The organism is Viridibacillus sp. FSL H8-0110, assembly GCF_038003565.1.
Taxonomy (GTDB): Bacteria; Bacillota; Bacilli; order Bacillales_A; family Planococcaceae; genus Viridibacillus; species Viridibacillus arenosi.
The window spans coordinates 2,680,043-2,700,946 of sequence record NZ_JBBOPJ010000001.1 but is presented as its reverse complement, the minus strand read 5'-3'; the positions used below and the strand labels follow the sequence as shown (position 1 = coordinate 2,700,946).

Annotated in this window: 23 protein-coding genes; 14 read left to right on the top strand and 9 right to left on the bottom strand. The window is 32.8% G+C overall.

Annotation, left to right across the window (positions count from 1 at the left end; all coding sequences use genetic code 11):
• The first annotated feature begins 246 nt into the window (after window positions 1-246).
• Window positions 247-732, top strand: a complete 486-nt coding sequence (locus MHH98_RS13565; RefSeq protein ID WP_340713084.1) for an HIT family protein — start codon at window positions 247-249, stop codon at window positions 730-732.
• Window positions 733-1,050: 318 nt separating this feature from the next.
• On the opposite strand, the gene MHH98_RS13560 is transcribed toward MHH98_RS13565, so the two are convergent.
• Window positions 1,051-2,316 carry a hypothetical protein gene (locus tag MHH98_RS13560; RefSeq protein ID WP_076035114.1) on the bottom strand — a complete coding sequence of 422 codons (1,266 nt, stop codon included), beginning with the start codon at window positions 2,314-2,316 and terminating at the stop codon, window positions 1,051-1,053.
• Between the two features lie 366 nt (window positions 2,317-2,682).
• On the opposite strand from MHH98_RS13560, the gene MHH98_RS13555 reads away from it, so the two are divergent.
• From MHH98_RS13555 to MHH98_RS13545, 3 genes are all read left to right on the top strand, one after another.
• Complete coding sequence (locus MHH98_RS13555; RefSeq protein WP_076035115.1) at window positions 2,683-3,276, top strand: GNAT family N-acetyltransferase; 594 nt, start codon at window positions 2,683-2,685, stop codon at window positions 3,274-3,276.
• A gap of 136 nt (window positions 3,277-3,412) precedes the next feature.
• Window positions 3,413-3,877, top strand: a complete 465-nt coding sequence (locus MHH98_RS13550) for a DUF523 domain-containing protein (RefSeq protein WP_038189376.1) — start codon at window positions 3,413-3,415, stop codon at window positions 3,875-3,877.
• A 71-nt stretch (window positions 3,878-3,948) separates the two neighbouring features.
• Complete coding sequence (locus MHH98_RS13545) at window positions 3,949-5,133, top strand: ABC transporter permease (RefSeq protein WP_340713083.1); 1,185 nt, start codon at window positions 3,949-3,951, stop codon at window positions 5,131-5,133.
• 78 nt (window positions 5,134-5,211) lie between these two features.
• On the opposite strand, the gene MHH98_RS13540 is transcribed toward MHH98_RS13545, so the two are convergent.
• From MHH98_RS13540 to MHH98_RS13530, 3 genes are all read right to left on the bottom strand, one after another.
• Window positions 5,212-6,411, bottom strand: coding sequence for a toxic anion resistance protein (locus MHH98_RS13540; protein WP_038189370.1), 1,200 nt, complete (start codon window positions 6,409-6,411; stop codon window positions 5,212-5,214).
• Window positions 6,401-7,057: a 5-bromo-4-chloroindolyl phosphate hydrolysis family protein gene (locus tag MHH98_RS13535; protein WP_038189367.1), complete on the bottom strand. Its 657-nt coding sequence runs from the start codon at window positions 7,055-7,057 to the stop codon at window positions 6,401-6,403. The genes MHH98_RS13540 and MHH98_RS13535 overlap by 11 nt, the downstream gene beginning before the upstream one ends.
• Before the next feature lie 490 nt (window positions 7,058-7,547).
• Window positions 7,548-9,275: a globin-coupled sensor protein gene (locus MHH98_RS13530; protein ID WP_076035116.1), complete on the bottom strand. Its 1,728-nt coding sequence runs from the start codon at window positions 9,273-9,275 to the stop codon at window positions 7,548-7,550.
• 125 nt (window positions 9,276-9,400) lie between these two features.
• Between MHH98_RS13530 and MHH98_RS13525 the strand changes: the two genes are divergently transcribed.
• From MHH98_RS13525 to MHH98_RS13515, 3 genes are all read left to right on the top strand, one after another.
• Window positions 9,401-9,694 carry a DUF1033 family protein gene (locus MHH98_RS13525; RefSeq protein ID WP_038189359.1) on the top strand — a complete coding sequence of 98 codons (294 nt, stop codon included), beginning with the start codon at window positions 9,401-9,403 and terminating at the stop codon, window positions 9,692-9,694.
• Window positions 9,695-9,906: 212 nt separating this feature from the next.
• Window positions 9,907-10,107 (top strand): cold-shock protein, encoded by a 201-nt coding sequence (locus tag MHH98_RS13520; RefSeq protein ID WP_038189357.1) that lies wholly within the window; start codon window positions 9,907-9,909, stop codon window positions 10,105-10,107.
• 316 nt (window positions 10,108-10,423) lie between these two features.
• A complete protein-coding gene (locus MHH98_RS13515; protein WP_038189355.1) occupies window positions 10,424-10,795 on the top strand; it encodes a VOC family protein in 372 nt (123 codons plus the stop codon).
• A 227-nt stretch (window positions 10,796-11,022) separates the two neighbouring features.
• Here MHH98_RS13515 and kynB read toward each other — a convergent pair whose 3' ends face one another.
• The 3 genes from kynB to kynU all read right to left on the bottom strand — a co-directional run bounded on the left by kynB (window position 11,023) and on the right by kynU (window position 13,887).
• A complete protein-coding gene (kynB, locus tag MHH98_RS13510) occupies window positions 11,023-11,649 on the bottom strand; it encodes an arylformamidase (protein WP_038189352.1) in 627 nt (208 codons plus the stop codon).
• A 75-nt stretch (window positions 11,650-11,724) separates the two neighbouring features.
• Window positions 11,725-12,579, bottom strand: a complete 855-nt coding sequence (gene kynA, locus MHH98_RS13505; RefSeq protein ID WP_038189349.1) for a tryptophan 2,3-dioxygenase — start codon at window positions 12,577-12,579, stop codon at window positions 11,725-11,727.
• Between the two features lie 30 nt (window positions 12,580-12,609).
• Entirely contained in the window at window positions 12,610-13,887 is a 1,278-nt protein-coding gene (gene kynU, locus MHH98_RS13500) for a kynureninase (RefSeq protein WP_076035118.1), read from the bottom strand.
• A 182-nt stretch (window positions 13,888-14,069) separates the two neighbouring features.
• Between kynU and MHH98_RS13495 the strand changes: the two genes are divergently transcribed.
• From MHH98_RS13495 to MHH98_RS13485, 3 genes are all read left to right on the top strand, one after another.
• Window positions 14,070-14,684 (top strand): TetR/AcrR family transcriptional regulator, encoded by a 615-nt coding sequence (locus tag MHH98_RS13495; RefSeq protein WP_038189344.1) that lies wholly within the window; start codon window positions 14,070-14,072, stop codon window positions 14,682-14,684.
• Between the two features lie 540 nt (window positions 14,685-15,224).
• A complete protein-coding gene (locus MHH98_RS13490; protein ID WP_038189675.1) occupies window positions 15,225-15,686 on the top strand; it encodes a GNAT family N-acetyltransferase in 462 nt (153 codons plus the stop codon).
• Between the two features lie 37 nt (window positions 15,687-15,723).
• A complete protein-coding gene (locus MHH98_RS13485) occupies window positions 15,724-16,143 on the top strand; it encodes a DUF5391 family protein (RefSeq protein ID WP_038189341.1) in 420 nt (139 codons plus the stop codon).
• Between the two features lie 154 nt (window positions 16,144-16,297).
• Here MHH98_RS13485 and MHH98_RS13480 read toward each other — a convergent pair whose 3' ends face one another.
• A complete protein-coding gene (locus tag MHH98_RS13480) occupies window positions 16,298-16,666 on the bottom strand; it encodes a VOC family protein (RefSeq protein ID WP_038189338.1) in 369 nt (122 codons plus the stop codon).
• A gap of 243 nt (window positions 16,667-16,909) precedes the next feature.
• On the opposite strand from MHH98_RS13480, the gene MHH98_RS13475 reads away from it, so the two are divergent.
• The 3 genes from MHH98_RS13475 (at window position 16,910) to MHH98_RS13465 (ending at window position 18,615) form a co-directional block, all read left to right on the top strand.
• Window positions 16,910-17,671 (top strand): glycosyltransferase, encoded by a 762-nt coding sequence (locus MHH98_RS13475; RefSeq protein WP_076035119.1) that lies wholly within the window; start codon window positions 16,910-16,912, stop codon window positions 17,669-17,671.
• Between the two features lie 177 nt (window positions 17,672-17,848).
• Window positions 17,849-18,028, top strand: a complete 180-nt coding sequence (locus MHH98_RS13470; RefSeq protein WP_038189333.1) for a hypothetical protein — start codon at window positions 17,849-17,851, stop codon at window positions 18,026-18,028.
• A 173-nt stretch (window positions 18,029-18,201) separates the two neighbouring features.
• Window positions 18,202-18,615: a MarR family winged helix-turn-helix transcriptional regulator gene (locus tag MHH98_RS13465; protein ID WP_038189330.1), complete on the top strand. Its 414-nt coding sequence runs from the start codon at window positions 18,202-18,204 to the stop codon at window positions 18,613-18,615.
• A 330-nt stretch (window positions 18,616-18,945) separates the two neighbouring features.
• On the opposite strand, the gene MHH98_RS13460 is transcribed toward MHH98_RS13465, so the two are convergent.
• The gene (locus tag MHH98_RS13460) at window positions 18,946-19,470 is read right to left on the bottom strand and encodes a cupin domain-containing protein (protein ID WP_210402667.1); all 525 of its coding nucleotides are present in this window, start codon (window positions 19,468-19,470) and stop codon (window positions 18,946-18,948) included.
• Between the two features lie 407 nt (window positions 19,471-19,877).
• Here MHH98_RS13460 and MHH98_RS13455 point away from each other — a divergent pair, with 407 nt between their 5' ends.
• Window positions 19,878-20,702, top strand: coding sequence for a DUF4097 family beta strand repeat-containing protein (locus MHH98_RS13455; protein ID WP_076065853.1), 825 nt, complete (start codon window positions 19,878-19,880; stop codon window positions 20,700-20,702).
• The last annotated feature ends 202 nt before the right edge of the window (window positions 20,703-20,904 follow it).

The window sequence follows — 20,904 nt, the reverse complement described above, 5'->3', positions numbered from 1 at the left end:
AGCTAGAATAAAGTTTATTCTATTAGTGAGGAATTTCAGAATAGAATAATGTCTATTAGAAGAAGTGATGAAAGTACATGTAATTAACATAGTGAAAGTAATAATACTTGTATAATCTTAAAGCAATTATTACCTAATCTAAATGATAAGGATACGGTATTTTTACAGCCCTATTAATGGATATAATTCCCTTTATTGTTGTAAACTAATTATTAGCTTTATATATTTATGTTTTTAGGAGGAATTATGAGGGAAATCACTTTATCTAATGGAAAAACAGTTGCCGTTGAATGCTTGAGTTGTGCAATAACAAATGGTCTAATTGAAATTGATGGTGGTGTAATAGTTGAAACAGAGTATTTTCACGCGCATCAAGACGTTGCATATCCGATAAAGGGGTTAGTTATTTTAGCATCGAAACGACATATTAAATGTTTGGATGAATTAAATGAAGAAGAAATGATTGATTACATAAACTTATTATCTAAGATTAGAAAAGCACAAAGAGAGGTACTGGGCATAGAACATGTTTATTACTTTTATAATGAAGATACCACCCATCACTTTCACACTTGGATGGTTCCTCGCTACGAATGGATGAACGAGTTTGGTCGTTCCGTCGAATCAGTTAGGCCAGTTTTGCTTCATGCAAGGAACGAATTAAATAATGGTGAAAATGTAAATAGAGTAATTGAAGGAATAGATGCATTAGGAGAAGAATTAAATAAGTAGTATCTTATTTTTCAATGAAAGCACTCCTATGTTTAGTAGGGTGTTGATTCAAACGTAGAAGTTCATGATTCCTGCATAACATTTCGAAACTTATATGGGTTACCGCTAGAAATAGTATCACCGTAAAGCCGGATAAGGGGTATTGAGATAATCTCACCCGCAATAATAATTATCGTTGCACTTCTGGGAAATCAAAATAACTCACAAACAATGATTTGACACTTAAAACTTTAGATTCGAAATGTATAAATGACATGTCTATGGTTTCCTTTATAAGTAAAGAGTTTCGTATACCTTAAAAATGTGGTATTTGTTTATTCAATATTCGATAAAACCTGTCTCAACATAAGTGATTTCTCCGGTATTCACATCTATTTTTTCAATATGCGCTTTTGTTCTTGGAAAATCAATTAAATAGACAAGGCTATAAACATTATTTACAAGATTTACTCGTTCAAAAGATAGTGACAAGCTCATTTCATTTTTGAAAATAGTATCAGCTGTTTTTAATGAGATACGAGGTTTTTTGATTAACTTTAAAGCGGCATAGTCTATTGTATTAACGATAATATTGTAGAAGCATCCTGAACGACGTCCCATAGTCATTTCTATCGCATATTCATGTAATAATATTTTTTCAAAATGGTAAACAAAGCGAAATGAAATAAATTGATCTTCAGTTCCTTCCATTGGCTTGTTTATCGAACGGAACGGGCTATATTGGAATATATGATCATAGTATACTTGTTCTTCAAGTTTATAGTGTGTATAGTAGTCGACGACAAGAATTTTCAGCACTTGAAGAGCCTTATTATATAGTGTGTTGTAGGGAAGTGGGTCTCCTACTTCATGATTAAGTTCTGCTATTACGGAATAATTGTAACCAGCATCGTTTTCCACTTTAATAATTTTCGGTATTTCGTCAGTTAAATGATTGCCTTGTAAAAGTTCTGTAAGTGTTTGATTCACCTGTATATCAGGCAATGGTGCCCATGTTGGTAATTCGATTTCTATCATATCGTTCGCCGTAGATAAATGACCATCTACAGTAATGCCAAAAATTGTATGTATAGGAGTATATGTATAGACATATGTTGGTTCAGTTTGAATCGTTAACTCAATCAATTGCTCTTTCATAATAATTCCCTTCGCTTCTTCAGCAGTCAGCTTTATTTCAGGATAAAGCAATGTATACAGCTCCCTATAAAAATTAGCAGACAAAATATATCCCTCAGGAGAAATCGTAAGCATAGCGCCACTATTAGGGATAGGCAACCCCAATTTATCATCAAGTTTTTCATAGATGGCCATAAAATAATTCTCTACATTAACAAAACCATCTAAAGTGAGCGTACGACAATCAAACTCTTTTACAAATTGATTTGCAACATTAATAAGTTCTTCTATTGGAAGTAACTCCTCTTTTATAATTTCATTATGAAAAGAGAAACTTAAGAGTTGACCTTGTTCGTCTAATTCCAGAGTCCCTTCAGCTGGACTCCCTAAAATTACAAAAATGTTGTCTTCGATTTCTTGTATACTTTTTATGTGTTGAGATACGTATTTTTGTAATTTTTTTAGCATTTTTTCATATCCTTTCGAATTAATTGAATTAATCATTTTCTATTAGTTTAACAGATATACCAATGATTTATATTTTGATAATAAAGAAATCATTTGTCTATTCAGTCCAAATCAAATATGCATCTATCTAAATAATTCCTTGTATCCAAAACGGGAGGGGGAAAAAGTGTGCTCTAAAATCATCAAATACGTTAGATCTAGATACACACTGATTACATCTTGTAGTAGGATTAATTGAATGGGTATTTGTTATTGACAACCTTCTTAATGGTGTATATTGTAAATGCATATTGGGAATATCAAAATTCTACTTATTATCCATATAGAGGTGCTAAGGCTATTAAATAAATAATGGGATGTGTATTGATGATGAATGACTTTTTTCAAGCTGATATTATGTTAGAAAATGCGAGAGTATTGGTTGTCCCTTTTTCATTAAAATATAAAGAACCACTAAAGAAAATAGTTTTCGATGAGCATATATGGAGATATATGGGTTTCTCTATTCGCACAGAACATGAATTAGAAGAATATATAGATACAACCTTATTAGAAAAGCTAGAAGGGAAAGCATATCCATTTATTATTATTGATAAAGAAAGTGAAAGTGTAATAGGTAGTACAAGGTTAGGAAATATAAATTTTCATAACAAACGTTTGGAAATTGGATGGACTTGGTATGGTACAAAGTTCCAAGGAACAGGACACAATAAAGCTTGTAAATATGAATTGTTACGATATGTTTTTGAACAAATGAAATTTAACCGAGTTCAATTTAGTGCAGATATTGATAATAAAAAATCACAAAACGCAATTATAAAGCTAGGTGCTAAACAAGAAGGAATTTTTCGAAGCAATTATATAGATCAGTATGGAAAGCAAAGAGATGATGTATATTTTAGTATTATTGCAGATGAATGGTTTGATACGAAAAAGAAATTCTTTAGTGAGTATGACTAAAATTGAATTATATATTTATTAATAGGGGTTTTATTAAAGCGAGAAAATCTTAATATACATAAACATCTCTAAGTAATTAAGATTCTTTTTCAGAGGTGTTTTTTTCTTGAGATTATATAATATAGAGGTGATAACGATGATAGTCGTAAGTTCATGTTTGGCAGGATTAAAGGTAAGATATAACGGTACACATAGTTTAAATCATAAAATTCATAAACTAATAGAAGAAAAAAAGGCTGTAACTGTATGTCCTGAACTGTTAGGTGGTTTCTCAACACCAAGAGAACCTGCGGAAATAATAGGAGGTAATGGGGAAGATGTACTGGACGGGAAGGCTAAAGTAATTGAACAGTCAGGTAGAGATGTTACGGAATTATACATAAAAGGTGCTTTTGCTACACTTAAAAAGGTACAGGAGCTAAATGCAACTATAATTGTCCTCAAAGAATATAGCCCATCATGTGGTAGTACAATGATTTATAATGGACAATTTGAAAATGAAAAAATTGTCGGAAATGGTGTGACAACTGCTTTACTCAAAAGAAATGGATTACAAGTAATCTCAGAAGAACAGTTTTCCGAAGTTAAGGTTGAGGTATAACAAAGATAACTATGTTAAAGAATTCCAGGCTAACGTAAATTAAAAAGTCATTTAATATGTAGGAGAATATAATGAAGAATCTAGAAGAAATATGGGCTAAAAGATTCCGACAATATTTGAAAGAACTTTTTAAATACCTACGGTTTGTCTTTGCTACAAGTTATATAGCTATAATTATTGCCGGAAGCTTTGCTGTTGCTTATTATATGAAATGGTTACAGGTGGTTCCGCATGATTTCCCTTCTGAGTTGCTAGTATCCAATGTTTGTGGGATATTGTTGTCATTTAGTAGTCCGACAACATTAATTCGTGAACCTGACCAGGTCTATTTTTTACAGTTAGAGTCCGGAATGGGTAGCTATTTTAAAAAAGCACTGATATGGACATACTGGTCGCAAATTTTCGGTGTATTAGTCATATATATTGCTGCAATTCCACTTTTATTAAGTGTGGAAAGTCCATCTCTATGGAAAATCTCATTGGGATTTTGTACGATACTAATCTTAAAATATTTAAATGTTCAAATTGAGTTTTCAAATCATCGGAAGCAGCAGGGGAGATATCACTTTTTTAATCGTTTACTTCGGTTGTGCATTTCAATTATTGTATTGAAACTTGCTATCGAGGGTGAAATCATTCTCTTCTTTGTTATTATTGTCATATTATTAGCATATGAGAAACAGGATAGAAAGAAAGCTATATTAGAACCTATTCCGTATGACTATTTTTCGAAGATCGAAAGTGCTCGAATGGCTCGATTTTATCGATTTGTGAGTTATTTTACAGATGTACCTTTTTTAAAAGAAAATATTAGTCGAAGAGCATGGCTAGATTTTGCGACTAAACTTATACATTACGATCAAAAGAATACTTCTCTTTATTTAATAGTTCGTACATTTATGAGAACAGATGAGTCTATCTATTTATGGTTGAGGTTAACGATTATTTCAGCTTTTATAGTAGCTTTTGTAAACGTACCTTTTGTTGTATGGGTGATTGTAAGTGCCTTGTCATTTGCAACGACATACCAAATTAAACATATGTTCATTTCTCCGAGGGGTGTTCGAATGAATGCCTTTTATCCGATTCCAGTAACTAATCAACAAATAGCCGTGAATAAGCTATTACGTACATTGATGCTATTACAAAGTAGTATTGTTTTGTTAAGTAGCTTTGTACAAACAGTTTCATTTATTAGTTTCATACTAATACTTATCATAGGGGAAATGACAATTCGCTTTACTGGAACGAAGTAACACAGCGATATTATTGGTCGGAAAAATAATCATAAAAAAGAGATCAATTCAGTTAACTGAATTGATCTCTTTTTGTAATTAATAATTCGGACGATTATTATTTTGTTGTTGTGTATGAATAGCTAGTAGACGTTGTTTTAATTCGCCTTCCATACGAGCAATTTCAATTTCAGCAGCTTTTCGTTTTTGACGTCCATCTGCTTGGATTTGAAGAGTTTCTTCGATTGTTTGAAGAAGGTTTTCTTGTGTTTTTTTCAAAGTATCGATTTCGATGAGACCGCGTTCGTTTTCTTTTGCAGTTTCAATGGTATTTACTTTTAGCATTTCAGAGTTTTTAAGTAACAGGTCGTTCGTTGTTTTAGTAACTTGTTTTTGTGCTTCTACGGCTCTTCGTTGATTGTTTAAAGTAAGAGCGATAGCAATTTGGTTTTTCCATAAAGGGATAGCCGTCATAATTGAAGCTTGAATTTTCTCTGCTAACGTTTGGTTCGTTTGTTGGATCATTCGGATTTGTGGCGCAGATTGAATTGTAATTTGACGAGATAGTTGTAAGTCGTAAATACGTTTTTCAAGACGATCCACGAATTGAGCTAAATCATTTACTTCTTGTACAAGCATTTGGTCGTTAGCAAATTCTGCTTTTTGACGTAATTCTGGTAATAATTTGGCTGTGATTTCGTCGCGTTTTAGTTCAGCTGCAGCGATATAAACATTCAATGCTTCGAAATACGTTTTGTTTTGCTCATATAGTTTATCAAGCATTTGCACATCTTCTACTAAACCGCGTTTAGAATGTTCCAATTGAATGCCTATGCGGTCAATTTGTGTGCTAAGTTTTTGATATTTTGTCATCATTTCTTGGATTGGACGTGCTATTTTACCGAAAAGTTTGCGAAGACCTGACTTTTTATCTTGAGAAAGTTCTTCAGGATCGATTTCAGATAGCTTATCCATTAAATCTTTTAAGACATCACCCACTGGACCAATATCTTTACGTTGTACATGGTCAAGCATTTGATGAGAAAAGCGTGAAAGTTCGTTTTGAGCATTAGCACCGTAAGTTAAAATGGATTCATAGTTACCAACTGGAATTTGCGAAGCAAGTTGTTCCGCTTTCTTTTTATCCTCATCCGATAATCGGTCAATTTGTTTGACGGGCATGTCCGGAGTAGGAGATACAGATGGTGCTTTCGCTAGTTCTGGTTGCATATCAAACGGATTACTAAGTAGGTCGTCCATTGATTTAATTGGTTCGGGTGAAGATGGATTATTCGTCATATAAATTCTCCTTTCGAGCTAGCAAAGGCTTGTTTTTTTGCGTTGAGATCTGTGCAAAATCAAGTTCCATTTTTAACTCTTCTATATCAGATGCTAAAACTGCTCGTAGATCTTCTTGCATTGTATGATTTAAGTCTTCTAATGTATCGCGCGTTTGTTGAAGAGCTATATGAACATCTATGTCTTTAATCGGTTGCGTTGAGAGTAGGGCATATTTCTCAGTTAATTCAGCAGCTGATTCTAGATGTGCATAAAAGAAATCTTCAGCTTGGTAAAATTTCTTTGGGTTTGTCCGTACGATTTGGAAAATCCGTTTTGCTAATCGATTCATTTCAAATAGTTGTTTAAAGGCCGAGATAGAGCGAACCTTTGTGTAGTGTCGATTTAAGTTTTTAATTTGTGCTTCTGCAAGCATCATTTGTTCTTTAATGTGACGATATTCTGAGCGAGTTATGCCTACCAGTTTCAATTGCTTTCTTACTTGAACTTTTTTCACAATATAGGCTGTTGTAAAATAAGTGATTAAACCTAAGCCAGAACATTCAAGAAAATTCAGTTTAAAACCAAATAGAAATACAAACCACATGAAGAAAGTAAAAGGGATTGTGATTGCATATCTTGCTAGAAAGTGTCGGAAATTGAGCATTTTAAATTCCTCCTTAAACACCCTAATATTATGTACGAAATAGATACAAGAAAGTTTCACTTTATCGTACAAAAAAGAGTCGGTTTAAACTATATCCGACTCCATAGAAGTATACCCTTTTAAATCATTATGTAATTCAACACGAAAACTATTATTTTCCGATTGTGGATTAACACCACGTTGTACATATGGTAGAAATTGTTAGATTTGTTATATTATGTCGTATACATCAACTTCAATTTGTTTACGTTCATTTAAATAGCATGTACAAGAAGAATATAGAATTCAATCTCGTGGTGGTGTAGGTATTAAAACTTGTCACCCTTCAAGTCGATTTCAATAGATTTTTGTTTGAAGAAAAATCGATATCCGTTATTTTGAACTTTGCCAGTAAATACGAAATGCGCTCACTTTTTCATACTGTTGTCCCCAATAAATTCAGAAGTGGTAAGCCGGAATTTTCTATATTATCGGCTTACCTATATTTATATTATATTATGAAGCGCTCTTTTTCCAATTTTTCAATGAGTTCATTAATAAAATGGAGTACTTGCTGAGATGAACTTTCAACCTCTTTTAGTGCTAATTCAGCATCGGAGATTTTACCTGCATTATAGGAAACAGCTGCTCGTTTTGCAGCTTCATGAACTTTTTGATGATATGCGTCTAACTCGATATAGGCTTTTTCTTTATCGAATCTATCGCGTGCTTTTTCAGATGAATACCATTTCCCTAGTCTGCAATCTCTATGTGAAGATACTTCACTTTCTTCAATTTTCTCTAGCCCTAAGAACATATTATAGACGCGCCATTTCCATAGAATATGATCTGCTTTTGATAATTGTAATAGAGCATTACTTGAAAGTTGGACGTTATTATTTTCAACAATGCTTAATCGGAAATGATTAATCTCAGCACCTAGTTGATGGATACCAGCTGATGTAGCTTGTCCTAATTCGCGAATATCATCTTGCAAATCAGAAATTTGTACCATACGATGAGAGACTTCATCTATTGCTGCAGCTTGTTGTTCTGATATTGCTGCTGTATTGGTTACATCCACATTGATCTCTTCGATCGCTTCTACGATTGAGGAAAGAAGTGGTAGGGAATCTTTTGCCTCATTTGTTGCCTCTTTTATAATAGTAGTTGTTTGAGAAATTGATGTTGCTACATTACTTGAATAGCTTTTTAGATGTTGTACGTTTGAAGAGACTTCTCCTAATGCTGATACAGTGTTTTCAGCGAGCTTACGAACTTCTTGAGCAACAACAGCAAAGCCCTTTCCGTGTTCACCTGCACGTGCAGCTTCTATAGAAGCATTTAGCGCAAGTAGGTTTGTTTGATCAGCAATCTCTTTTATTAAAGTTACTACATTCTCGATATCATTGACTCGTTTTTGTAATTCACTGAATGATTCTACAATCGATGTGAAGGTTTCTTCTGTTTTGAAGATTTCATTTAATGCTAAGTCAATTGTGTTTTTACTATTTGTTGCATATTCAACGGAGTCAGCTGTTTTTTCAGAAATACGGGCGGATGTTTTAGCTACTTCACTAATGGAGGCAGTAATCTGCTCTGTTGCAGCAGTGGATGATTGAATTTCTTCGTTTTGACGATCCAAACTATATACAAGGTCTTTCATATACATAATTTGTGAGTTCGTATCCATCAAAGCTGAAACTTCACTAACTGCGTGTTCAATCATTCTTTCTGTCGCTACCTCAAATAATAGTTCTTGATCGATATTCACAGCACCTTGAAATGAACGCATCAAGTCGAATGCTTTGGCAGGTTTGTACCCAAAGTTATACAATATGTGTGTAGTCACATAAAAAGCAAATTGATTGAAGATAACAATAGTTTTACCTGGTTCAAATTTATGGTGTCTGAATAAGTAGAAGAAACGTACTGTTTCATCTACGTACTTTTCATCTCTTGGATGTAAAAAGAATGCATTTAAGTATTTTTCTATATATTGATCAGAAATTGGATTATGCTTTTCAGGTGCAATTTCTTCTAAGTATTTTGTGAAAATATCACGCATAGAAGGTGTACATTCCAATAATTTTGAATACAGCTCTTTTAAGTTTTCTTCATCTCTTTTATGGAAATTATTAAATGCTAGTGTATCTTTAAATCTCCCAATGGTATTGATATCAGTTCCTCTTTGGAGTAGTTGAGCCATTTCTAATTTGGGTCTAATAGTAGCAAACATCCGTATCCCCCTGTGTTAAAATATTGTATTTTTATAGTAATTTTAGCACATTAACAGTAGGGAATAAAGGCACAAAAAAGATTTCGATAGAATATTCAAAATACAAATAAAAGGATTTGAAAAATATGTATAAAATAATTTATATGAAAGCGGATTATGAGCCGTGGTGGCAATTTGAAGGTTGGGAAGAACATATTGTTGAAGAAAATGCATTTGAAATAAAAGAAGAAGCCGAACAATATTTGGTTGAGACATTACAAAATTTTAAAGAAAAGTATGATCACGACTCTAGTAAAAAAGAACGATTCTGGGCATTTTGGTCTGATGATGAAATTGGGTTTTGTGAAGCTTGTGATGAAGATATCCAAACTTATCACGGTATTATTTGGTTAGATGAGAAAAATCAACCTAAAATATAAGAATATTTACCAAAAATCATGAACATTCGTTGACAAAACTTCCAGCTGTACGTATAATTATCTTAACAATTGAAATTGATTAACCGCAACTCGCATTCACATATTACATAAAGTGATCGGCAGTAGTTCGGTACTTTATGTAATATGTGAATTTTTGATTTCGGTCATTAATTGCATATTGTCTACATTTATTTTTTTGGAGGTTTTCTCACATGAAACAAGGTACAGTAAAATGGTTTAACTCAGAAAAAGGCTTCGGTTTTATCGAAGTTGAAGGCGAAAACGACGTATTCGTACACTTCAGCGCTATCCAAGGTGATGGCTTCAAAACTCTTGACGAAGGTCAAAAAGTTGAGTTTGAAGTAGTTGAAGGTAACCGCGGACCACAAGCAGCTAACGTTACTAAACTTTAATATTAGCTAATAAAAAGGAATATCTTTCGGGATATTCCTTTTTTTGTTCTTTTTTTATGTATATGGTAAGTGTTCTTTGAAAAATATGTATCAGAAAAGCTTCTGTTGCTAGTATAAGTTTAAATGAGTGAAATAATACATTATTACAAATTATTTTTGGAAGAAGATTTCTAAGAATCCAAATACGTTCAGAATAATTAAATAAATGATATTAAAAAAGAAGTAATCGTGATTTCTGAGGTTATAGGGAAGTGATAGTCTTTATATAACCGTAATCAAAATGTTATACTATTTTAATCAAATAGGAGGTGGCGTTATGATTAATAAAATTGGACAAGTAATGCTATATGTAAACGATGTTGAGGCAGTGTCAACTTTTTGGGAGGATAAATTAAACTTTGTAGTTCGACAAAAAAGCACCGAACCATTATCGGTAGAGCTTGCACCTACTGAAGACAGTGAGACTAGCTTTGTTTTGCATGATAAAGAATTTATAGCTAAGATGAGTCCGGAATTACATTTAGGTACACCATCTATTTTGCTTTATTCAAATGATCTTGAAAAAGACTATCAAACTTTACAGGGAAAAGGCGTAAAAGTCGGAGCAATTGTTGAATTACCTCATGGGAAAGTGTTTAATTTTGCGGATGTAGAAGAGAATTACTTTGCTATTATTGAACCAAAATAATTCTTAACTAAACGCCATTTAAACAATAGTGTTTTGTACAACCAAATTGGTGGAATCTTGTCGATGACTAAACGAGTATTCTGGATTCGCAATTTTATCATATCATCTGAAATATTGTTAATGGGAGCGATAAATCTCACCTTCTAATAATCCATAAAAAAGAAAAACACATATTAGTGATGGCTAATATGTGTTTTTTTATTGATGTATAAATTTTTATATTTCTTTTAAAGTAACTTTTTCAATACAGCACGTACAGGACTTCCATCTGCTTCAACCAATGGAAGTGGGAGGGCTGCCAACTTATAATTACCTGGTCCAATATCGTCTAATACAAGCCCCTCTAAAATGTGAATTCTATGACTGGCAAGTTCATGATGGGCAGACAATTCTTTACTATCAAGTGGATCTACAGAAGGCAAATCAAGACCAATAAGACGAACACCGAGTTCTGAAAGATATGCCGCTAATTCTGGTTGGATATGAGGAATGGTTTGTGGAAACTCACTTCGATCCTTCCATGCATCTGTGCGGATTAACAATCGCGTCACGCCTTGTAGATTTAGATTGGATAATTCATTGACGCCAATGCTAGTTCTGTTTGGTAAATGGATGACTGTTGCATTCCCTATATATAAATCGAGATCCAGATCAATTACTCTTTTTCCATCGTTATCAAAATGAAAAGGTGCATCAATATGAGTACCAGTGTGTAAACTCATATTGATTTGACCTACATTGACAGATCCACTCTCTACTTTACTCCAATTGACTTTGTATGAGAATGGTGTATCCCCTGGCCATACTGCAACGTTTTCATCAAGACGTTGTGAAATATCTATCCATATACCCATGCATCTTACCTCCATCTCTTTTGGCTATTATTTTCTTTGCCGTTCTTTTAAAAGTAAAACCTACTTTATTTCTTCTTATAACTTTGTTCTTAGACTCCAAAGTTCTGGGAAAAATTGTTGATCAAGTACTCTTTTTAAATACGTAACACCTGATGATCCACCAGTTCCTTGTTTATGACCAATAATTCTTTCCACTGTACTTACATGATTAAAACGCCATAATTGCTGTTGATTACCAATGTCCACTAACTTCTCGGCCAACTCATATAAGTCCCAATATTGCTCAACATCGCGGTAAACTGTCAACCATGCGGCCTCCACACTGGCATTTGGTTCATATTTTTGTGAAAAATCCCTGTCAATTGCTTCTTGATCAATAGGTAATCCACGCGCCACCAGGGCATGAATCGCGGCGTCATAAATACTTGGCTCATGAAGGGCCTGCATCATTTGCTCAGATAAATCTGTCTGATGTTGATAGACTGATAGCATATGGATATTTTTGTTTCCTAATGCAAATTCAATCAAACGATTTTGATAAGATTGGAATCCAGAAGATTGTCCTAGTTTATCCCTAAATTCCATGTATTCAGAAGGCGTCAAAGTTGAAAGGACACTCCATGACTGAATCAATTGCTGTTGAATCCTCGATACGCGCGACAACATTTTAAACGAGGGTTCCAGCTTATTTTGGCGTATACACTCAGTAGCAGCTGCCAACTCATGTAAAATGAGCTTCATCCATAACTCACTCGCTTGATGGATAATGATGAAAAGCATTTCATCATGATGGTCAGAAAGTCTATGCTGACTAGATAAAATCTTATCAAGGTGGAGATAATCTCCGTAAGACATCGATTTTTGAAAATCGGTTTGAATTTCTTTCTCTAGCCCAGTTATTATATGTTCATTGTTATCCTTATTCTTCATTCTGCAATCCCCTCACTTTTGGATTTCACGTTATGCAACCACTTCTCGTTCATTCTTGAATTTTTCATATTTTTTTTCTAACATGATATTCTTAAGTATTTGTACCACTTTCCAAACTTCTGCGTAGGAAGTATATAGGGCAACTGGAGCAAGGCGAATGATGTTAGGTGCTCGGAAATCCGGAATGACACCGTTTTCTTTCAATGCCTTACAAATGCGTGCAGCTTCTTTATGCTCAAGGCTCACATGACCTCCGCGACGTATGTCTTCTCTAGGAGTTCCAATGAAAAATCCCATATTTTCCAACTCAAATTCCACTAAATCTATTAAATATTGATTGATTTTTAGAGATTTTTCTCGAATATTCTCGATTCCTGCTTCTATAAAAATATCTAAAGACCCAATCAAGGGTGCACAACTTAAAACATGAGGTGTTCCGATTTGATATGCACCCGCAGATTCAGCTGGTGTTAATGTATGCTCCATATCGAATTGTTTATCTTTTCTGGAACCGAACCATCCAGCCAATCCAGGCATCGTTCCAAAATGTTTTCGATTTACGTATAAGCCCCCAACTGCGCCAGGACCACCATTTAAGTGTTTATAATTACACCAATACGCAAAGTCAACACCCCATTCACTGAATAAATGCGGAATTGCACCAATAGAATGACATCCGTCAAATCCGATCATGATACCTCGTTTATGTGCTTCCTCAGTTAAACGTTTCATATCCAATATTTGACCACTTCGATACAGTACTGTAGGCAAGATGATCAGAGCGATGTCATCGGTCATTGCTTCGATAATGTCATCCTCATCAAGAAATCGGCCATCGCGACTTTTCACACGAATGAGGTTGGTTTGCGGGTCGTATCCATGTATAGACAGTTGACTTTGAAGAGCATAAATATCAGTCGGAAAAGTTAGTTCATCTGCTAAAATTTTTGTGCGTATTCCTTCCGGCTTATAAAAAGTAGCTACAAGTTGATGCAGATTTACAGTTGTAGACCCGGTTACAATAACTTCCTCGTGAGATGCACCAACTAATTGTGCAATCTTCTTGGACAATTTCTCTGCCATGTAAAACCATGGGTGATTCCCTTGAGTCCATCCGTCAATCCCGTATTTTTTCCAATCCTCTAAGGATTCCAAAAGAGTTCGCTCAGCTCTTTTCGAAAGAAGTCCCAATGAGTTTCCATCCATATAGATAGTATCTGGCTTTAAATAAAACTCTTCCCGAAAACTTTTAAGGATATCTTTCTCATCCAGTCGTTTTGCGTAATCCAAAGTGTATTTTGAAACCATAATGATCCTCCTAAATTGGTTTGCCTGAATATTCCAGAAGAATCGTACCAAAGAATATGACACAATGTCAATAAGTTAATTCAGAAAATTATTAATATTAAATTATTCTAATATTTTTTCCAATAAATGTTTTTTATTTTGGGGGATTTCCTTTATGCTTGTAGATAAGGGGAGGAATAGGAATGGATAATGGTAAAGTAGGGGATAAACGACATTTACGCTCAATTATGACACGTCAAAAGTTATTAGAAGTTGCAAAGGAAATTTTCCTTGAAGAAGGTTTTCAAGCTGCGGTTATTTCTCAAATGATAAAAAAGGCAAATATCGGTTATGGAACTGCATATGTTCATTTTAAAGGAAAAGAGGATCTTTTAATTGTATTAATGGAGAATATCATGGAGCAGTTTTATGATATTGCCGAAACCTCTTTCTTTCCAAAATCAAAAGACGAAGCACAGCTTATTATAAACAAACAAGCAAATGCTTTTTTGAAAATGGCAGAGGCTGAACGTAATATGATGCAAGTTTTTGAACAGGCTATTGGAATTTCAACCGTTATATCAGATAAATGGAAAGTAATTCGGATGAAGTTCATTCAGCGAATATCAAAGGACGTCGCCTATGCACAGCAAAATGGACTGGCAAGAGCTGAACTAAACCATGAGCTTGTAGCAAAAGGATGGTTTTTTACAAATGAAATGTATCTTTGGGAAATTGTCCGTAACGAACATCAAAGTTCTATCGAAGAAATTGCTCAAACCATCACTTCGGTTTACTTCGAAGGTTTGTATTTGTGAATATATTAATAATGCCATAATTGGTAGTTCAAAAAATCTTCAAGTTTTATACAATCAGTAGATTTAGCTTTATTTATTCAAGTAATCCTGCTACTTTTCAGATAATCTATATAGAGAAGAATCATACTAAATAAAGGATAAAACATATACTTTTAATAAACAGGAGGGTGTTAATAATTGTTCCTTTCAAATACCATTATTTCACTTTTCCAGATCACTTCTTGAAAAACAAGTCGAGTATCTTGAAGTGGAAATAAGAAATAATTAAAACGTGATAATAGACGTTCTTTGTCTACAACAGATAATCTATTAATTTTATTGGAAATTTCAACTATCTCCAATCTAACTGCACCTAAACTTATATTCTTACAACAATTTTAGAACGAATGTTTGAAAAAAGTTGAATGTCAACTGTGTAATTAAACAGAGGTCGTTTATTAAATTGAAATGGATTATTGTTACTTAATTTGTGTATTATGGATATATGAAGTAGTGGAAATGCAAATGACTAATAATTTAATTGATATAGAGGTGATTTATATAAAAGTACAATTAAAACCCGTAACGAGAGAAAATTGGGAAGAAGCAATGAGGTTAAGTGTTAAAAATGGACAGACGAATTTTGTGCCGTCAGTTGCAGTCTCTCTTGCAAAAGTATATATCAAACCAGATGGAGATTCTGTTGAATACATACCATTCGCCATTTATGACAATGAGCAAATGGTTGGCTTTATAATGCATGCTTATGAAGAAAATACGACAGATATGTATTGGATAAACGGTTTTATAGTGGATAACAAATATCAACGTCGAGGGTTTGGTAAAGCGGCATTAAATGAGATGGTTCAGTGGATAGTAAATCGATTTGATATTTGTAAGGAGATACGTTTAACAGTCCATAAAGAAAATATAAATGCACGCCATTTATATGAACAATTCGGTTTTCTGATTACAGGAGAAGTATATGATGATGAGGATGTTATGTATCTACCTATTAAATAGATATAATCTATAAAAAATAAGGTGGTTAGAAATACTGATGGTGAATAAAAAAGGCGTTATTGTAATGACGCTTATATCGGCAATCCTCTTTTGTTCTTTAATAATCGCTAGTTCACTTACACCTATCTCTGATTTGGGCCCGAATACCAATAAATTTGGCTCGGTAGGTATGTGGTTAGGCATGTTGATGATATTGTTCTGCTATCTATTACCTGTAATCCTATTTTTAGCAGGAATAAATGCGATGAAATTCGTTATGGCAATATTTTGTGGCTTCGGCATTCTAATATTTACGGCTACAATAGGAACAGTGTTTGTCTTAGGCATTGTTCAAAATATCGTCCCTGAAGTTTTAGTCGTCGTTGCGATCTGTTTAGCTGCAATAATAGTCAATATTAGCTGGTTTTTTGTAGCTTTTCGACCTTCAAACATTCGGTTAGTTGTATCCAATGACTAGGAACTGGTAGTTTAGCTTAACAGAGGCAGAACAAATCAATTACAAATTTTTTAATAATATAGATAAAGAGTATGTTTTGAAGAATTTGTTTCAAAACATACTCTTTAATTTTTAGATTGCTAGTATATACGAAATAATATAATTGTAAAGGATGTCAAAGCCACTCTAAAATTTCAATTCGATTACCAAAAGGATCGTTTATATAAATTCTATTGGCTCCTGGCAAATCGTCATCATTAATGAATTTAATATCGTTTTTGGATAAATGGGATTTTAAAGCTTCAATATTTTCTATCTCAAAAGCTGGATGTGCCTTTTTGGCGGGAGTAAATGGTTCTTCAATTCCAATATGAATTTGATAGTGAGCGAATTCAAACCAAACACCACCTCTTTTTTTTAACAGTTCTGGTTTTGCAATTTCTCGAAATCCTAGAATATCACTAAAAAATCTTTTCGCTTTGTCTTCTGAACCTTTAGGAGCAGCTAGTTGAATATGAGCAATCGATTTAAATACAAATGACATTGTAAAACCTCCTTGAATTGTTATACTTCCATTTTATCTCAAATCATTTGATAAGAAAATGTGATTAAAATTATGAATATTTATAATAATTACTTATGTCGCTTTTTGGAATATTCACCGTTGAGTAGATTGAAGTTGGAAATTTATTGTATTAATTATATTTGAAAGCGATACTTCCATAATTTAAAGCATATACATTATTGAAGAGGGTAGTCAGTGGCAAACACAAAAAGGAGTTGGCATATGACGAGTGCAAATCAAAAATCGAAAGAGGAACATAAAGAGAAAATAAAGTTCTCCGTAATAATCCCTGCACATAATGAAGAAAAGTACATAGGGAAATGTTTAGAATCAATAAAAAAGGCATCACAAGCATATGCAGATCAAATCGAAATCATTGTCGTATTAAATCGATGTACAGACAAAACGGAGGAAGTTGCAAAGTCTTATAATTGTATTACATTAGAAAATAAAGATAAAAACTTATCTAAAATCCGAAATGCAGGTGTTGCAATAGCACAAGGTGAAATAATCATCACCATTGACGCCGATACACAGATGACAGAGGGAATGCTGTCGAATGTAGACAATTATTTAGCATCAGGAAAATACATTGGAGGTGGCGTGAACGGGCAGTTTGAAAGGATGTCTTTAGGAATCATCGTCTCTGCATTGTTATTAATTATTCCCTTACTTTTTAAGTACGGGTTAATATCAGTGGGGATTTTTTGGTGTTATAGAAAAGACTTTAACGCAATCAACGGATTTAATGAAAATATGTTAATGGCTGAAGACGCAGATTTTGCAAAACGATTAAAAGAATGGGGAAAGAAAAATAATAAAAAGTATGGAACGATAAAAAATGGAATGATTACTTCATGTAGAAGATTTGATGCTTACGGGGATTGGGGATTATTGAAAAATCCAAGAGTGATTTTAGCTTATTTAAATGGTACTGATCAAAAATATGCGGATAGAACATATTATGAGAACCAAGTAAGATAACTAAAATGGACTGGAAACAAATGTAGAGTATCTTCATCCATAAAATATATATCGATATGAAAATCGAGTAGTTTTGTATGTGTATCTTAAAACTTTAAATAATACTTATCAAATGTGGCATGAACCTCTCTATTACTAGCATATGATATTAATAATATGTTAGGAGGAGGAAGAGATATGAAGAAATCACTGGTCATTATGGGAAATGGGAATACATACGTTGTTGATGAATCTCCCGACGAGTTCTATGAAAATTATTTAAGTGAAACAGTAGAAAGTTATGCATACCTTGATTTGGATGATTTTACAACGGTAGCGATTGCACATATCTCTGAAATTGTTGGTATAGAAGAGTAGTAATTTAAGCCACATCTACTAGGTGTGGCTTTTTATTTTGAGTTACTTTAGAAAATGACCATCTCTTAAGAATTAGCAAAATCTTACTGTAGATTGTATAATACATATATAGTTCTTAAATTATTTAATCATTTTAAATTTTAATAACTAAAATTATCTAAGGGATGATTGTGATGGAAAAATCTTTTGAAGACGCTATAAAGAATTTAATGGAGGAAATGTTTGATATTCAAAATAAATCAAATGAATTTATGAAGGTACTTACGCATGAAGAAAACCTCTCAGAAAATTTAATCCTCTTATTGCTTAGACTAAAATTATTCAAACATATGAAAATTACTGAAATCTCAGAAGCGTTTATGCTAACACCTGGAGCAGCAACGAATATGTGTGATAAACTTGAAAACTTAGATTATGTAGAAAGAATAAGGATAAAAGATGATAGAAGAGTTGTAAGGGTATCTCTAACTAAAAAAGGGGAAGAAAGAGTTGCATTAATTTTTTCAAAATTCTCAAAAGAAAAGATAGAGGAAATCTCAAGCACATTTGTAGAGATAAATAAGCTATTTAAAAAAATCGAATATTAATCAATTCTAAAAACAGATTACTTCCAATCTGTTTTTTTGTTTTTTAAAATTCTTATGTCACTAAAATCACTGTTTATCGAAGGGGCATTTTAAAATCCTTATAAAAGTAGTTAGTTATCTCAATATATATGTAGTTGATAGCATTTTCCAACTAACCAACTCTTATTGTGCAAATAAAATAATGAAATCCTGCATAATAATTAAAGTTTATTTTAAATCCAAACAATCATATTTGTAGTGGATATAGAAAACAGGGACAAAAAGACATATTCTTTTTGTCCCTATGTAAATAATCTTGGAGAACTATATTTAGGTAGTGTATGCCCTAAATTATTTTGGAATTTCTTTGTACGCTAACTTCAAAATTATATCTTTGTGTTGAGGATATTTTAGTAAAAGTTCGTCTTGTGTAAATAACTCGAAGTCTTGGAATTCAAAACCTGGAGAAACCATGCACCCAACAAGAGAGCATACATCTTCCCCCATAACAGAAGAGCCAAAGATTGAATGTTTAGGAACTAAAGCTTGAGGAACTTCTCCTTTTTCAAGATTTAATCCTAATTTAATCTCCTCATATTCTCCATTTTCATGAATGATATGGATTGTTAAAGGACTACCACCGTGATAATACCATAATTCATCAGATTTCAAACGATGGAAATGAGAAATATCATTTGACGTTAATAGAAAATAAATACTCGTATAAAGCTTTTTTTGACCTTTAAAAGTTACTTGTAATTCTTTATCAGAAGTGCGTTCCTCAGATTGGAAAGTTTCTTTGTAATATCCACCTTCTGGATGTGGAATAAGTCCAAGTTTTGATATCCAAGATTGTAATTCACTTAGTTTGATCATTTTATATATCCATCCTTTCAACTCAATATCTAAATATTACATCATTTCTTTATGTCATAGTTAGACTTTTATAAAAGAAAACTGTAAATCTACCCGTTAAAAAGCAAAGTATTATAGCGTTATTGAGATTGATCGAATTAAAAAAATCGCATCTTCCTTCCTTATGTATGCTCAGAATATAGGGCTAGGGAAAGGTCGATACAACGATTTAATGATATGGTAACAATCTACCTCCATTATTATTTGATGGGGTTTCTATCCTTAGATATTGTGGAAAATCTTTTATTTAAAAAATTTGACAATTAGTATCGTGATTATATATTATAATTTATATATATTTTAGTAATTAAAATATTTTATTTTTGAAGTTAAAGTGATTATTATTAATTCTAAATAAGGAGAAGAGTATGAAAAGAATGAAATGGATGATTGGGGTGTTGATTTTAATGATAGCTGGCTCTATTGTTGCATCGAATATGAGTAAAAAAGATGTTGAGTACAAGAGTGATTTGGATTACGTAAAGAGAATTTATGTTGATGCTGATATTTCAAACATTGTTATTGTCACTGGTGAGCAAATGATGAAGGTTAAATATACAGGTCAAAAATCATTAGTTGGAAGTCCTAGCATGGATATTGTTTATGAGAAGGATCAAGCCATTATAAAGGTAAAGGCAATTCAAAAAAAGTGGATGACCATAGTGCCTGGTTCAACAAAAAGAGGGGAATTGGTATTGAATATTCCTTCTAGATTATTAGAACATGTGCAAATAAATACGCGAAATGGCAATATAACTGCAAAAAATGTAAGTGAAATTAATCAATTAAGCCTTAGTTCGAGTGTAGGAAATATTATTGTAGACTCTTTTAAAGGGGATGACTTAAATATAGAAGCAAAAAACGGTTCTATTAAAATAGGGTCTGTGGATGGAACGGTTAATATAAAGAACCAAACAGGCTCATTAAAAGGTTTGATTTTTACACATATTAAGGGTAAGAACAAGATAAAATTGTCAAACGGCAATGTCCACATAACGCTACCTAGAGAGCTAGAGATGAATGAAATTAGCTTTAATATTGCATCTAAGAATGGGAAGATAACCTCAGAAAATGATAAATTACTAAACGAAAATATTATTAAACAAGGGGCGGGAAATCGAATAGTAAATAACATAAAGTCGGATAACGAATTAGATATTTCTGTTTCAGTAGGTCATATAAAAATTAAATAATTGACTAAAGCTAATTAAATGAAAGAGCTGTTTGTTATACAAGACTTTCTAAATATACCGTATAATAAGGGTGTACTCTTGTATTAATTAAACTATTAAAATAAGCATTCTTCCGAAGTCATATCACATTTTAATTTTTGCACACTATAGAGGAAAAGATAGAGATATTACAAATGAAGTAACAGAGAGTACATCAATGTTT

Bases quoted from the DNA above. Each gene is read 5' to 3' on its own strand.
- MHH98_RS13470 (WP_038189333.1), top strand. From the start codon at position 17,849: ATGAAGAAATCACTGGTCATTATGGGAAATGGGAATACATACGTTGTT.
- MHH98_RS13495 (WP_038189344.1), top strand. From the start codon at position 14,070: ATGGATAATGGTAAAGTAGGGGATAAACGACATTTACGCTCAATTATG.
- MHH98_RS13485 (WP_038189341.1), top strand. From the start codon at position 15,724: ATGGTGAATAAAAAAGGCGTTATTGTAATGACGCTTATATCGGCAATC.
- MHH98_RS13515 (WP_038189355.1), top strand. From the start codon at position 10,424: ATGATTAATAAAATTGGACAAGTAATGCTATATGTAAACGATGTTGAG.
- kynU (WP_076035118.1), bottom strand. From the start codon at position 13,887: ATGGTTTCAAAATACACTTTGGATTACGCAAAACGACTGGATGAGAAA.
- MHH98_RS13475 (WP_076035119.1), top strand. From the start codon at position 16,910: ATGACGAGTGCAAATCAAAAATCGAAAGAGGAACATAAAGAGAAAATA.
- kynA (WP_038189349.1), bottom strand. From the start codon at position 12,579: ATGAAGAATAAGGATAACAATGAACATATAATAACTGGGCTAGAGAAA.
- MHH98_RS13550 (WP_038189376.1), top strand. From the start codon at position 3,413: ATGATAGTCGTAAGTTCATGTTTGGCAGGATTAAAGGTAAGATATAAC.
- MHH98_RS13530 (WP_076035116.1), bottom strand. From the start codon at position 9,275: ATGTTTGCTACTATTAGACCCAAATTAGAAATGGCTCAACTACTCCAA.
- MHH98_RS13465 (WP_038189330.1), top strand. From the start codon at position 18,202: ATGGAAAAATCTTTTGAAGACGCTATAAAGAATTTAATGGAGGAAATG.
- MHH98_RS13455 (WP_076065853.1), top strand. From the start codon at position 19,878: ATGAAAAGAATGAAATGGATGATTGGGGTGTTGATTTTAATGATAGCT.
- MHH98_RS13520 (WP_038189357.1), top strand. From the start codon at position 9,907: ATGAAACAAGGTACAGTAAAATGGTTTAACTCAGAAAAAGGCTTCGGT.
- MHH98_RS13460 (WP_210402667.1), bottom strand. From the start codon at position 19,470: ATGATCAAACTAAGTGAATTACAATCTTGGATATCAAAACTTGGACTT.
- MHH98_RS13535 (WP_038189367.1), bottom strand. From the start codon at position 7,057: ATGCTCAATTTCCGACACTTTCTAGCAAGATATGCAATCACAATCCCT.
- MHH98_RS13565 (WP_340713084.1), top strand. From the start codon at position 247: ATGAGGGAAATCACTTTATCTAATGGAAAAACAGTTGCCGTTGAATGC.
- MHH98_RS13480 (WP_038189338.1), bottom strand. From the start codon at position 16,666: ATGTCATTTGTATTTAAATCGATTGCTCATATTCAACTAGCTGCTCCT.
- MHH98_RS13560 (WP_076035114.1), bottom strand. From the start codon at position 2,316: ATGCTAAAAAAATTACAAAAATACGTATCTCAACACATAAAAAGTATA.
- kynB (WP_038189352.1), bottom strand. From the start codon at position 11,649: ATGGGTATATGGATAGATATTTCACAACGTCTTGATGAAAACGTTGCA.
- MHH98_RS13555 (WP_076035115.1), top strand. From the start codon at position 2,683: ATGATGAATGACTTTTTTCAAGCTGATATTATGTTAGAAAATGCGAGA.
- MHH98_RS13525 (WP_038189359.1), top strand. From the start codon at position 9,401: ATGTATAAAATAATTTATATGAAAGCGGATTATGAGCCGTGGTGGCAA.
- MHH98_RS13545 (WP_340713083.1), top strand. From the start codon at position 3,949: ATGAAGAATCTAGAAGAAATATGGGCTAAAAGATTCCGACAATATTTG.
- MHH98_RS13540 (WP_038189370.1), bottom strand. From the start codon at position 6,411: ATGACGAATAATCCATCTTCACCCGAACCAATTAAATCAATGGACGAC.